Consider the following 13,042-nt stretch of genomic DNA (forward strand, 5'->3'; position numbering starts at 1 on the left):
CGACGACGAGGAGGACGGGGCCGGAGGATCGCGGCGTCCCGCACGCTTGATCGACGACGCCGCGACGCTCGCCGAACTCGCGGAGGTCGAGGCCGAACTCGACACCCGCTGGCCCGAAACCAAGATCGAGCCCTCGCTGACCCGCATCGCGGCTCTGATGGATCTGCTGGGTTCGCCGCAGCACGGCTATCCGGCCATCCACATCGCGGGAACCAACGGCAAGACGTCGGTGGCCCGGATGATCGACGCGCTGCTCATCGCCTTACACCGGCGCACGGGGCGGATCACCAGTCCGCATCTGCAACGCGTCACCGAACGCATCTCCGTCGACGGTGCGCCGATCTCCGCCCGCACCTACATCGACACCTACCGGGAACTCGAGCCGTACATCACGATGGTCGATGATTCGTCCACCGCTGCCGGCGGACCGCGGATGAGCAAGTTCGAGGTGTTGACGGCGATCTCGTATGCCGTCTTCGCCGAGGCGCCGGTGGACGTTGCGGTGGTGGAGACGGGCATGGGCGGTCGATGGGACGCCACGAACGTCGTCGACGCGACTGTGGCCGTCATCACTCCGATAGCGATGGATCATGCCGATTACCTTGGTGACACGCTCAGCGCGATCGCCGGGGAGAAGGCCGGGATCATCAAGAAGGCAGCGGACGATCTGGTGCCCACGGACCCTGTCACCGTGATCGCGCCGCAGGAGCCCGAGGTGATGGACGTCCTGCTGCGTCAGACGGTCGAGACCGGGACCATCGTCGCCCGGCAGGATTCCGAGTTCGCCGTGCTCGAGTCGATCACCGCTGTCGGCGGCCAGTTGCTGCGTCTGCAGGGCCTCGGTGGAGCGTACGACGAAGTGTTCCTACCGTTGCACGGTGCTCACCAGGCGGCCAACGCCGCACTCGCACTTGCTGCGGTCGAGGCCTTCTTCGGGGCGGGCCCGGATCGCCAACTCGACATCGACGCGGTACGGGCCGGTTTCGCGGCGGTGGCGAGCCCGGGCCGGCTGGAACGTGTGCGATCGGCCCCGACGGTGTTCATCGACGCCGCGCACAACCCACACGGCGGCGAGGCGCTGGCGCGGGCGTTGACCGAGGAATTCGACTTTCGACGACTCGTCGGGGTGATCGGCATGCTCGGTGACAAGGATGCGGAAGGATTTCTGGAGGCCATGGAGCCCGTTCTGGACAGCGTGGTGCTCACCAACAACGGTTCGCCGCGCGCACTGGACACCGAGATGCTGGCCGAGATCGCGCTGCCGATCTTCGGTGAGGAGCGGGTGGTGGTGAAGCCGTTCCTGCCCGACGCCGTGGAGACCGCCATCGGACTTGCCGAAGAGTCCGACGGCGAACCGGTCGCCGGTGCCGGCGTCGTGGTCACCGGTTCGGTGGTCACCGCCGGGGCGGCCCGGACGTTGTTCGGCAAGGAGCCCTCATGACCGACCCGGTACGCTTCACGCCGCCGACGACGGACCCGTGGAAGGGGTTGCGCGGGGTGATGGCGGGCACCTTGATCCTCGAGGTGATCGTCCTGGGCCTGGCGTTCCCGATCGTCGCCAATCTCGGGCCGGGCATCACCTGGTTGTCCGGCGGATACCTCGGGGCGGTGGTGGTGGCGCACATCGTCGCAGCCGGTCTGCAGGGCCGATCGTATGCGCTGCGTCTCGATATCGGGTTGCAGATCCTGGTGATCGCAGGAGGGTTCCTGCAGTGGTCGGTGGCCGTGGTGGGCGTGATCTTCCTGTGTGTCTGGGTTTACATCGCCTACGTGAAGCACGACGTCGAGGTTCGGATGGCCAAGGGGATGCTGCCGGGGCAGCAACCGATCGACGAGTGATCTGCCGGGATTTCTGCACCCCGGACCTGCGATTCGGCTCCTGCAACTCCTGTTGCCCGACTGTGACCTGTCGGCTCTCGCCCTGAGGTGGTCGATGCTGTGAGAATGTCGCTGCCGGGGAAGAGCGGCTCGCGCCGCGGCCCCGGACCATCAGGTGACCGTTCATGACGTGAGGAATAGCTTGTCTGTGATCTCCAGCCTTCGCCGCCCCCGGGCCGCCGCCGCGATGGCATTGACCGTGATCGGAACGTCGCTGGGCGCGGGAATCGCCGCCGCCGAGCCGGCTGTGCCGACCGAGGATCTTCCGGTCGCCGGAGCACCGATGACGGTCGGCGAAGGGGAGTACAGCTACCTCGCCACCCACGAGGTCACCTCGCGGGCATCGTCGATGCAGGTGTCCGAGGCGATCGCGGCACTGCCCGTCCCGCAGCAGTACCGTCCGGCCAATCTCGGGCTGGCCGCACAGTTCGACATCGCTCTCACGAGTGCGCTGGCGTCCCCCGGCGGCTGCGTGCAGGTCGTGGTCGATCCGCGTGCTCGGTCCGGGAGCCTGTTCAACTACGGATTCTTCCCGGTGGCGGGCGAATACTGCTCGTGACGGTGGCCATCGCCGACCGGTCTTTCGGCTTCTCGCTATGGTGTGCTCGTGACTGAACGGACTCTGGTACTCATCAAGCCCGACGGCGTGGAGCGGTCGCTGGTCGGCGACATCATCAGCCGGATCGAGCGCAAGGGCCTCTCGCTGGTCGCCCTGGAACTCAAGACGGTCAGCGACGAGGTGGCGCGCGGACACTACGCCGAACATGAGGGCAAACCCTTCTATCCCTCGCTGCTCGAATTCATCACGTCGGGACCGTTGGTCGCCGCGGTCCTCGAGGGGCCGCGCGCGGTTGCCGCCTTCCGGCAGATCGCGGGCGGCACCGATCCGGTCGAGAAGGCCGTCCCGGGAACAATCCGTGGAGACTTTGCGCTGAGCACGCAGAACAATCTGGTGCACGGCTCGGACTCGCCCGAGTCCGCCGAGCGGGAGATCGCCCTGTGGTTTCCTGACCTGGGAGTCTGAGCCGACCTTCGCCTTCTCGTTCCCCGCCACACACGCCGTTGGAGATGCCAAACGTGCGTAGTGTGCGGGGAACGACTCGTCGTGTGGGATACTTGCACAGTTGTGGGCGACACACTTTGCCGTCGACAACCGGATGACGCATCCGGCATCGGACACCCCGATTCGCGCGTCTTCCCCATCGGTGCTGACGATGGCGTGGAAGACGACGGCCGGTTGAGGTCATCGACAACGCAAGGCGCCGCCTCGCGGACCGGGTCTTCCGGTGCGCAGAGAACGCGCGAAGACCACACAACACCGGTCCACAGCCGACCGGGACAGACAGTGAAGCCCTCGCGTGGCCGCGTCAGCCCGACGCGCCCGGGGGCTCTAGGAGATTTGAGTGACCGACAACGGGTCGCCGGCTGACGCGAACGCAGCGTCGGAACCGGTGGAGGAGTTCCCCAGCAGGCTTCGTGTGCATGCGCTCGCCAGAGCGCTGGGCATGACGAGTCGAGAGGTCTTGGCGCACCTCGCCGAGATCGGCATCGAGACACGCAGCCCCCAATCAAGCATCGACCGGGAGACCGCCCAGACGGTCGCCGCGCGTGTGCGTGGCGCGGCCGAGCGGGTCGACGCGCCGGAGCAGGCCGAGACGCAGGTGACACCGCCCGAGGAGGCCGCGGTACCCGCCGAGGAGGCCGCGTCCGCCGAGAGCGCCGGCTCGTCGGTCGAGGCTGCCGAACAGGCCACCACGCTGCAGCCGGCTGCCGATCAGGCGACCCCGGCACAGGCGGTAACCGGGGACGACGAGCCCGCGCTGCCTCGCGAATCCGAGCAGGCTGCCACCCACGAGGAGTCGCCGACCCTGTTCTCGGCGGTCGATCAGACTCAGCACCACCCGGTGCGGCAGACGGCCGAGGACGTCATGGCACAGCCGCTGTTCCTGTCGCCACAGGCTGCGGAGCCGACCCGGCGTCCGACCCGGTCCGGCGAGGACGAGCGGGTCGAATCCGACGAGTCCGGCAGCACCGACGATTCGACCGGCGACAGCGACACATCGGCAGACGGTGAGCGTGGCTCGCGCCGTCGTCGCCGAGGCCGCCGAGGGCGCGGCCGGGGCCGCGGTGATCAGTCCGACAACGGTGCAGACGAGCCGCAGCAGGCGAGCGACGACACGTCCGACGCGACGGACCGGTCCGATGGGGACAACGACTCCGCACGGCCCTCCGGCAAGAAGGGCAAGAAGGGCAAGAAGGGCGACCGGTCCGACGGCGGCAAGTCCGGCAAGGATGGCGCCGACAAGGGCGAATCCGGCAAGCACGAAGACGACAAGGCCGACGCCGACAAGGACTCCACGGGAAAGAAGCGCTCCGAGGAGTCCACCGGAACCGACGAGGGTTCGGTATCCGAGGAAGATTCGTCGGATTCGGACTCGTCGGGCGTCGACGACACCGAGGCGGGGTCGTCGAAGCGTCGTCGTCGCCGCCGCCGTCGCAAGGGCGGGGCCGACGCCGAGGACAGCTCACCGGACGATCCGCCGAACACCGTCGTGCACGAGCGTGAACCCCGCAGCAAGAAGGCACGCGACGAGGTCCAGGGCATTTCCGGTTCGACCCGTCTCGAGGCCAAGCGTCAGCGTCGCCGCGACGGCCGGGACGCCGGCCGTCGCCGTCCGCCCATCCTCAGTGAATCGGAGTTCCTGGCGCGCCGCGAGGCGGTCGACCGGGTGATGGTGGTCCGCGAACGTAGCGCCAACAGTGCGATCACCGGGGCCAACGGTTCCGGCGAAACCGGTCAGGCCGTGCCGATCGAGGACTACACCCAGGTGGCCGTGCTCGAGGACGGTGTCCTCGTCGAACACTTCGTCACCACCGAGACATCGTCATCGATGGTCGGCAACATCTATCTCGGGCGTGTGCAGAACGTGTTGCCCGGTATGGAGGCGGCCTTCGTGGACATCGGGCGCGGTCGCAACGGCGTGCTCTACGCCGGTGAGGTGAACTGGGATGCCGCCGGGCTCGACGGCGGATCGCGCAAGATCGAGCAGGCGCTCAAGCCCGGCGACAACGTGCTGGTCCAGGTGAGCAAGGACCCGGTCGGGCACAAGGGAGCCCGGCTCACCACCCAGATCTCGCTGGCGGGTCGCTTCCTGGTCTACGTGCCCGGCGGGTCGTCCACCGGCATCAGCCGCAAGCTGCCCGATGTGGAGCGCAAGCGCCTCAAGAGCATCCTGGGCAAACTGGTTCCCGACGACGCCGGCGTGATCATCCGGACCGCGTCGGAAGGTGTCAGCGCCGACGAACTCGCCGCCGACATCGCGCGTCTGGAAAAGCAGTGGAAGGACATCGATTCCGCGGTCGGCAAGGCGAAGAAGGGTTCGGGGGCCAGCGCGCCACAAGCCCTCTACGAGGAACCCGATCTGCTGGTCCGCGTGGTGCGCGACCTGTTCAACGAGGACTTCAAGAAACTCGTCGTCGAGGGCGGCAAGGCGTGGGACCTCGTCGAGCGGTACATCACGGCGGTGGCACCGGACCTGATGCAGCGCGTCGAGCGCTTCGAGAAGCCGCATGCCGATGCGCCCGACTCGTTTGTGGTGCACCGGATCGACGAACAACTCGCCAAGGCGCTCGACCGTAAGGTGTGGCTGCCGTCGGGCGGCACGTTGATCATCGAGCACACCGAGGCGATGACCGTCGTCGACGTCAACACCGGCAAGTTCACCGGCTCCGGGGGCAACCTGGAGGAGACGGTCACCCGCAACAACCTCGAGGCGGCCGAGGAGATCGTGCGTCAGATGCGGCTGCGCGACATCGGCGGCATGATCATCGTCGACTTCATCGACATGGTCCTCGAATCCAACCGGGATCTGGTGTTGCGGCGGCTGACCGAGGCGCTCGCACGCGACCGGACACGTCACCAGGTATCCGAGGTGACCTCGCTGGGCCTGGTGCAGATGACCCGCAAACGCTTGGGCACCGGGCTGCTCGAGGCGTTCTCGACCCCATGCACCCACTGCGGTGGCCGGGGCATCGTGGTACACGCCAACCCGGTGGAGGCGCGTCCCGACGAGTCGAGCGCCAACGACGGCGGTGGCTCCAAACGTTCACGGCGGAATCGGCGCAAGTCCGAACCGGCGCCTGAGCAGCACAAGCCGGCGCAGAACCCGGCCGAGCACCCGATGTTCCGCGCGATGGCCGCCCATGCCCACGACCACGACCACGACCACGACCACGACCACGACGTCGAGGGTGCCGACGGTGCGCGGGGCGCCGCCGAGCAGGTGGCGTCCCCCGACGCCGGTCGACGTGACGACACCCGGTCAGCGGACACCCGCGCAGACGACACCCACGCAGACGAGACCCACGCAGACGACGGTGTGGTCGCTGCGACGAGCGACGCGAGCGCGACCGCGCAGTCGGGGAGTGCGACGGCGGCCGACGAGCATGCTGCCGTCGCCAGCGCACCCGCGACCGAGGCGACCCCCACCGACGGAGCGCCGGATGAGACGACCGCGTCGTCCCCGGCAGAACCTGCCGGCGCGGCGTCCGAGCCCAACGAGTCCCATGCCGGTGCCTCCGACGCCGCTGCGTCCGGGCGGCCGCGGCGTCGCCGGCGGGTGGTGCGGCAGGCCGCGGCGCCACCGAAGGCGTCCGAGCCGATCGTGATCTCCGCCGACAACGAGGTCGGCTCGACACCGACACCGACGACGACCTTCGGCCCGACGGATTCGAGTGGTACGGCGGAGGCCGCGGTCGCGGTACGCCGGCGGCCTCGTCGCCGCACGGCCGGACGACCGGCGGGCCCGCCGCCGTCCGAGCAGTAACGTCGAAGGGCGACCAGCAGGTCGGGGCGCCGGTGGTCGAGTTTGACCCGGCACACGGCGTTCCCGTAATCTTGATTGGTCGCCTTCGGCGGAGGGTCTGCGCTGTGCCCGGAACGATCAGGACCACCTGAATCGCACCGATCAGCCGCGCGGAACCGCCGACAGGCCCTCTGGAGTGATCCACAGTGACCCCGGTTGCATCCGCGGGTTCGCCCGCGGACCGCACCAGGATGACGCACCACCCACCCACCCCGGTGCGCGAACCAGCGCCCAGGGTCCGACAGACGAGTTAAAGAGGACAGCTTCGATGGCAACGTACGCGATCGTCAAGACCGGCGGTAAGCAGTACAAGGTCGCAGAGGGCGACATTGTCAAGGTCGAGAAGATCGACAGCGTGCCCGGTAGCAGCGTGAGCCTGCCGGTGGCACTGGTCGTCGACGGCTCGACCCTCACCACCGATGCGGACAAGCTGGCGAAGATCTCGGTGACCGGCGAGGTCGTCGAGCACGTCAAGGGTCCCAAGATCCGCATCCACAAGTTCAAGAACAAGACCGGCTACCACAAGCGCCAGGGTCACCGTCAGAACCTGACGGTCCTCAAGGTCACCGGTATCAAGTAACTCGATTCCCGCACCTACCTCAGGAGGACTGCAGAGATGGCACACAAGAAGGGCGCGTCCAGCTCGCGCAACGGTCGTGATTCCAACGCCAAGCGCCTCGGCGTGAAGCGTTTCGGTGGCCAGCAGGTCAGCGCCGGCGAGATCCTGGTCCGCCAGCGCGGCACCAAGTTCCACCCGGGCGTCAATGTCGGCCGCGGTGGCGACGACACCCTGTTCGCCCTGGAGACCGGCTCGGTCGAGTTCGGCACCAAGCGCGGCCGCAAGACGGTCAACATCGTCCCGGAGACCGCAGCGGTCTGACCGGTCGAATAACAGCTCTACACAGGGCGGGCAGGGTCATCGCGTACCCGCCCGTCCTGTTTGTTTTGAGGCCGAGAGGCTTCGGAGAAAGGGAGTGGCCCGATGTCCCGGTTCGTCGACCGCGTGACCATCCACGTCGCGGCGGGTAACGGCGGTCACGGCTGCTCGTCGGTGCACCGCGAGAAGTTCAAACCGCTCGGTGGTCCCGACGGCGGCAACGGCGGCAACGGCGGGTCGGTGCGACTGGTGGTCGATCCCCAGGTGCACACGCTTCTCGACTTCCACTTCCGTCCGCACGCGAAGGGGTCCAACGGTAAACCCGGGATGGGCGACAACCGTGACGGTGCCACCGGCGACGACCTGGTCCTGAAGGTTCCCGACGGCACGGTGGTCCTGGATGCGGACGGCTCCATCCTTGCCGATCTCGTCGGCGAGGGCACCACCTTCGAAGCCGCCCAGGGCGGCCGCGGCGGATTGGGCAATGCAGCGCTGGCCTCCAAGGCGCGCAAGGCCCCCGGCTTCGCACTGCTGGGTGAAGAAGGGCAGCACCGTGACCTCGTCCTGGAGTTGAAATCCGTCGCCGACGTCGGGCTGGTGGGATTTCCGTCGGCAGGCAAATCCTCGCTGGTTTCGGTGTTGTCGGCGGCCAAGCCGAAGATCGCCGACTACCCGTTCACCACGCTGGCACCGAACCTCGGGGTGGTTCAGGTGGCCGGTGACGTGTTCACCGTCGCCGATGTGCCGGGGTTGATCCCCGGTGCGTCCACCGGGCGTGGGTTGGGACTGGATTTCCTGCGTCACCTGGAGCGGTGTGCGGTGCTGGCCCACGTCGTGGACTGCGCCACCCTGGAACCCGGACGCGACCCGGTTTCTGACATCGACGCCTTGGAGGCCGAGCTCGCGGCCTACCGGCCCGCTCTGGATGCCGACCACGGTCTCGGGGACCTGGCGTCGCGGCCGCGGGTGATCATCCTGAACAAGATCGACATCCCCGACGCCGCGGACCTGGCCGATCTGGTGGAACCCGAACTGGCCACCCGGGGGTGGCCCATTTTCCGAATCTCCGCAGTCAGCCACGAGGGTCTCAAAGAGCTGACATTCGCGCTGGGACGGATGGTCGGGGAGTACCGGGCGAGCCAGCCCGCACCCAAACCGCGTCGACAGATCATCCGGCCCAAGGCGATCGACGAGGCGGAGTTCAGCGTCGTCCCCGATCCCGAGGTCGATGGCGGATTCATCGTGCGGGGTACCCGCCCCGAACGTTGGATCGCCCAGACCCAGTTCGGCAACGACGAGGCGGTGGGTTATCTGGCCGACCGTCTCAACCGGCTCGGTGTCGAAGACGAGCTGGTGCGCCAGGGTGCGCAGCCCGGGGCGCCGGTCACCATCGGTGACATGACCTTCGACTGGGAACCGACGACCCCGATGGGTGACGAGGTCCCCATCACCGGCCGTGGGACCGACATCCGCCTCGACCGCAACGAACGGATCGGGGCCGCAGAACGCAAGCAGGCGCGGCGACTTCGGCGCGGTCTGCCCGACGGCGACGAGGGTCCCGAACGGGACCACCAGTGAGCGACGTCCGCGAGCACATCGCCCGTGCGCGCAGCATTGTGGTGAAGATCGGGTCGTCGGCGCTCACTGACCTGCATGACGGACTCGACCGCACCCGTCTTGACCGTCTCGCCGACGCGCTGGAGGCGCGGATGCGTGCCGGGTCGGATGTGATCGTGGTGTCCTCGGGTGCCATCGGCGCCGGCATCGCCCCACTCGGGCTCAAGAAGCGGCCCACCGATCTCGCGACCAAACAGGCCGCTGCCAGCGTCGGGCAATTGGCGCTGGCCCACGCGTGGGGCACTTCCTTCCACCGGTACGGCCGCACCGTCGGCCAGGTGCTGTTGACCGCCGACGATGTCTCCAACCGCTCGCATCACGCCAACGCTCAGCGCACGCTGGACCGACTGCGGTCGCTCGGTGCCGTCGCGGTGGTCAACGAGAACGACACCGTGGCGACCACCGAGATCCGGTTCGGCGACAACGACCGCCTCGCCGCGTTGGTGGCTCATCTCGCGGGTGCCGACGCGCTGGTGTTGCTGTCCGACGTCGACGGCCTCTACGACGGGGATCCGCGCAAGGTCGGTGCCGACGGTAGCCGTGCTCGGCTGATCGCGGAGGTCAACGGACCGGAGGATCTCGACGGGGTCATCGCCGGGTCGGGCGGTGCGCTGGGCACCGGCGGTATGGCCTCCAAGCTCGCGGCTGCGCGACTGTCGGCCGACGCCGGGGTGCCTGTTCTGCTGGCGGCCGCCGATCAGGCTGCGCAGGCGCTGGCCGACGCGTCGGTGGGAACGGTCTTCGCCGCTCGCGACGAGCGGCTGTCGGCGCGGCGGTTCTGGGTGCGCCATGCCGCCGACGCGCGGGGACAGCTCGTGCTCGATGACGGTGCGGTGGCCGCGGTGGCGCGCCGACGCCGATCACTGCTGGCAGCCGGCGTCGTGGGCGTCAACGGACGGTTCTCCGACGGCGACGTGGTGGAGTTGCTCGACACCAGCGGTGTGGTGCGGGCCCGCGGGGTTGCCGCCTACGCCTCCGACGACGTGGCGCTGATGGTCGGTCGTTCCACCGCCGACCTACCGGCAGAGCTTCGTCGGCCGGTGGTACACGCCGACGACCTCGTCGCGGTCTGAGCGCACCGTTGGCTCACGCTGCCAGGGCCGGCAGCACCACCGACGCCAGGTGATCGATCTTCAGGTCGGCGAGTTCGTCGGCGCGGGTCGCGCCGCGGTTCACGATGACGAGGGTCTTGCCGGTGCGACGTGCGTGGCGAGCGAACCGCAGGCCGCTCATCACCGTCAGCGACGACCCGACGACCAGCAGTGCATCGCTGTCGTCCACCATCGAGAATGCTTGCTGCACAGTCGGTTTCGGAACGCTCTCGCCAAAGTAGACGATGTCGGGTTTCACGATGCCGTCGCACCGCGGGCAATCGATCATGGTGAAGTCGCTGGTGTCGTCGATGGCTGCGTCGGCATCCGGTGCGACCTCGATCGCCCCGCGACCACGGATGCGCTCGGTGAATCCGCGGTTGATCTGTTCCAGGTCGTGGGCGAGCTGATGGCGGGAGATCTGCCAGCCGCACTCCAGGCATCGCACGCGGCCATAGCAACCGTGCAACTCCACCACACGTCGGGTGCCGGCCTTCGTGTGCAGCATGTCGACGTTCTGGGTGATCACCCCGGACAGTCGACCCTGCCGTTGCAGATCGGTGAGCGCATGGTGTGCGGTGTTGGGTTGCGCGGCGTCCATGTGTCGCCAGCCGAGATGGTTGCGCGCCCAGTAGTGGCGTCGGAACTCCGGCGACGACAGGAACATCTCCAGCGTCATCGGCGTGCGTTGCGGCGCTCCCGGGCTGCGGTAGTCGGGGATACCGGAGTCGGTGGAGATCCCCGCGCCGGTCAGCGCCACGATCCGCCGGCCGTCGAGCAACGCGCGTGCACGGTCGATCTGTTCGTCGACACCCTCGTCGAGCGGTGTCGGTTCGGCCGGGGACCAGCCGATCTGCAGTCGCGTACGCACCCTGCCCAGGATAGCGGGCTCGACGACGCCACCGGCCCGACAGAACACGAGGTTCTGCCGGGCCGGTGTTTCACCATCGACGAGGGCCGGTCAGTCGGCGGCCACCGCCTCTGGGGAATGTTTCCCGGTCGATTCGGGAACGGCGACCAGCGGGTAGACGCCGTTCTCGTCGTGCACCTCGGTGCCGACAACGGGAGGATTGAAGACGCAGAGCATCCGCATCTGCGTGTCAGCGGTCACCTGATGACGCTCGTGACCGTTGAGCAGGTACATCGTGCCGGGGGCCAGCGGATAGGTCTCGCCGGTCTCCTTGTCGAGCAACGTTCCGGTGCCCTCGACCAGCCACACGGCCTCGATGTGGTTGGCGTAGTGGAAGTTGTTCACCGATCCGGCGTTGATGGTGGTCTCGTGGAAGGAGAACCCGACGCGGTCACCGCCGAGGACGATGCGCTTGGACACCCAGTTGCCCAGCGGATCCTTGACGTCGCGGTCAGTGCCCGTGATTTCTTCTGTGGTACGGACGATCATCCGATCACCTCCTTGACGGAATCAGCAATGATGTCGAGGCCACGGTCCAGGTCCTCGTTCGAAATGGTCAGCGCGGGAAGAAGTTTGACGACCTCATCGGACGGTCCGGAGGTCTCGACCAACAGCCCTGCCTCGAAGGCCGACGCGCTGACCTTGCCGGCGGCGGCGGCTTCTTCGAACACGAGACCCTGCGCCATGCCGCGGCCGCGGGTGGAGATGCCACTGAACTTGTCGCACAGTTCGTTGAAGCGCGTGTGGATGCGGTCACCCTTGGCGTGCACGTCGCGGGTGAGCGCGTCGTCGCTCCAGTAGTGCTCGAGCGTCTTGGCGCCGGTCACGAATGCGGGGTTGTTGCCGCGGAAGGTGCCGTTGTGCTCACCCGGGGTCCAGACGTCGAGGTCGGACCGGAACAGGGTCAGTGCCAGCGGCAAGCCGTAACCGCTGATGGACTTCGACAGCGTGACGATGTCGGGCTTGATGCCGGCGGCCTCGAATGAGAAGAACTCGCCGGTGCGTCCGCAACCCATCTGCACATCGTCGACGATGAGCAGGATGTCGCGGCGCTGGCACAGCTCCGACAGGGCCTGTAGCCACTCGGCGCGGGCGACGTTGATGCCACCCTCGCCCTGGACGGTCTCGACGATCACGGCCGCCGGACGATTGAGCCCACTGCCGGAGTCATCGAGCACCCGCTCGAACCACTGGAAGTCCTCGACGACACCACCGAAGTAGTTGTCGAAGGGCATGGGGGTGGCATGCACGAGCGGGATACCGGCGCCGGCGCGCTTCATCGAGTTGCCGGTCACCGACAGCGATCCCAGGGTCATGCCGTGGAACGCGTTGGTGAAGCTGATGATCGACTCGCGTCCGGTCACCTTGCGGGCGAGCTTCAGTGCTGCCTCGACTGCGTTGGTGCCGGTGGGCCCGGGGAACTGGATCTTGTAGTCCAGTCCGCGCGGCTGCAGGATCTTCCCGTGGAAGGCCTCGATGAACGCACCCTTCGCGACGGTGGCCATGTCGAGTCCGTGGGTGATCCCGTCATCCGAGATGTAGTCCAGCAGAGCCGATTTCATCACCGGGTTGTTGTGGCCGTAGTTCAGCGAACCTGCGCCGGCGAAGAAGTCGAGGTACTGACGACCGGTCTGATCGGTGATGTGAGAACCGCTTGCGCGGGTGAACACCGTCGGCCAGCTACGGCAGTAGCTGCGGACTTCGGACTCGTGCTTGGTGAAGACGGAATCGTCGATTGACTGATCGAGAAGTTGCATGGGTAACTTCCCCCTTTACTTATTGACGATTGAAATTGCGACCTGGT

At 67.5% G+C, this 13,042-nt stretch carries 12 protein-coding genes; 9 read left to right on the plus strand and 3 right to left on the minus strand.

Annotated elements, in window-relative coordinates; all coding sequences use genetic code 11:
- Positions 1-46: 46 nt before the first annotated feature.
- The 9 genes from folC to proB all read left to right on the plus strand — a co-directional run bounded on the left by folC (position 47) and on the right by proB (position 10,310).
- The gene (gene folC, locus OSB52_RS08610; RefSeq protein ID WP_235722392.1) at positions 47-1,441 is read left to right on the plus strand and encodes a bifunctional tetrahydrofolate synthase/dihydrofolate synthase; all 1,395 of its coding nucleotides are present in this window, start codon (positions 47-49) and stop codon (positions 1,439-1,441) included.
- Complete coding sequence (locus OSB52_RS08615) at positions 1,438-1,839, plus strand: DUF4233 domain-containing protein (protein ID WP_235722318.1); 402 nt, start codon at positions 1,438-1,440, stop codon at positions 1,837-1,839. The genes folC and OSB52_RS08615 overlap by 4 nt, the downstream gene beginning before the upstream one ends.
- A 181-nt stretch (positions 1,840-2,020) precedes the next feature.
- Positions 2,021-2,437 (plus strand): hypothetical protein, encoded by a 417-nt coding sequence (locus tag OSB52_RS08620; protein WP_308191656.1) that lies wholly within the window; start codon positions 2,021-2,023, stop codon positions 2,435-2,437.
- 48 nt (positions 2,438-2,485) lie between these two features.
- On the plus strand, positions 2,486-2,902 hold the full coding sequence (ndk, locus tag OSB52_RS08625; RefSeq protein ID WP_235722317.1) for a nucleoside-diphosphate kinase: 417 nt from the start codon (positions 2,486-2,488) through the stop codon (positions 2,900-2,902).
- 379 nt (positions 2,903-3,281) lie between these two features.
- Complete coding sequence (locus OSB52_RS08630) at positions 3,282-6,704, plus strand: translation initiation factor IF-2 N-terminal domain-containing protein (RefSeq protein ID WP_266061280.1); 3,423 nt, start codon at positions 3,282-3,284, stop codon at positions 6,702-6,704.
- Between the two features lie 307 nt (positions 6,705-7,011).
- The gene (gene rplU / locus OSB52_RS08635) at positions 7,012-7,323 is read left to right on the plus strand and encodes a 50S ribosomal protein L21 (RefSeq protein WP_235722315.1); all 312 of its coding nucleotides are present in this window, start codon (positions 7,012-7,014) and stop codon (positions 7,321-7,323) included.
- Positions 7,324-7,359: 36 nt separating this feature from the next.
- Positions 7,360-7,623 (plus strand): 50S ribosomal protein L27, encoded by a 264-nt coding sequence (gene rpmA / locus OSB52_RS08640; protein WP_235722314.1) that lies wholly within the window; start codon positions 7,360-7,362, stop codon positions 7,621-7,623.
- Positions 7,624-7,725: 102 nt separating this feature from the next.
- A complete protein-coding gene (gene obgE, locus OSB52_RS08645; protein WP_235722313.1) occupies positions 7,726-9,198 on the plus strand; it encodes a GTPase ObgE in 1,473 nt (490 codons plus the stop codon).
- On the plus strand, positions 9,195-10,310 hold the full coding sequence (proB, locus tag OSB52_RS08650) for a glutamate 5-kinase (RefSeq protein WP_235722312.1): 1,116 nt from the start codon (positions 9,195-9,197) through the stop codon (positions 10,308-10,310). Before obgE ends, proB begins: the two co-directional genes overlap by 4 nt.
- Before the next feature lie 13 nt (positions 10,311-10,323).
- Here the strand turns inward: proB and OSB52_RS08655 are convergent, their stop codons facing one another.
- The 3 genes from OSB52_RS08655 to ectB form a co-directional block, all read right to left on the minus strand.
- Positions 10,324-11,199: a Sir2 family NAD-dependent protein deacetylase gene (locus OSB52_RS08655; RefSeq protein ID WP_235722311.1), complete on the minus strand. Its 876-nt coding sequence runs from the start codon at positions 11,197-11,199 to the stop codon at positions 10,324-10,326.
- Positions 11,200-11,289: 90 nt separating this feature from the next.
- Positions 11,290-11,727: an ectoine synthase gene (locus OSB52_RS08660; protein ID WP_235722310.1), complete on the minus strand. Its 438-nt coding sequence runs from the start codon at positions 11,725-11,727 to the stop codon at positions 11,290-11,292.
- On the minus strand, positions 11,724-12,995 hold the full coding sequence (ectB, locus tag OSB52_RS08665; protein WP_235722309.1) for a diaminobutyrate--2-oxoglutarate transaminase: 1,272 nt from the start codon (positions 12,993-12,995) through the stop codon (positions 11,724-11,726). The genes OSB52_RS08660 and ectB overlap by 4 nt, the downstream gene beginning before the upstream one ends.
- Positions 12,996-13,042: the final 47 nt, after the last annotated feature.

This window comes from Gordonia aquimaris (genome assembly GCF_026262595.1).
In the GTDB taxonomy this organism is placed as follows: Bacteria; Actinomycetota; Actinomycetes; order Mycobacteriales; family Mycobacteriaceae; genus Gordonia; species Gordonia tangerina.

Bases quoted from the DNA above. Each gene is read 5' to 3' on its own strand.
- OSB52_RS08615 (WP_235722318.1), top strand. From the start codon at position 1,438: ATGACCGACCCGGTACGCTTCACGCCGCCGACGACGGACCCGTGGAAG.
- rpmA (WP_235722314.1), top strand. From the start codon at position 7,360: ATGGCACACAAGAAGGGCGCGTCCAGCTCGCGCAACGGTCGTGATTCC.
- obgE (WP_235722313.1), top strand. From the start codon at position 7,726: ATGTCCCGGTTCGTCGACCGCGTGACCATCCACGTCGCGGCGGGTAAC.
- OSB52_RS08660 (WP_235722310.1), bottom strand. From the start codon at position 11,727: ATGATCGTCCGTACCACAGAAGAAATCACGGGCACTGACCGCGACGTC.
- rplU (WP_235722315.1), top strand. From the start codon at position 7,012: ATGGCAACGTACGCGATCGTCAAGACCGGCGGTAAGCAGTACAAGGTC.
- ectB (WP_235722309.1), bottom strand. From the start codon at position 12,995: ATGCAACTTCTCGATCAGTCAATCGACGATTCCGTCTTCACCAAGCAC.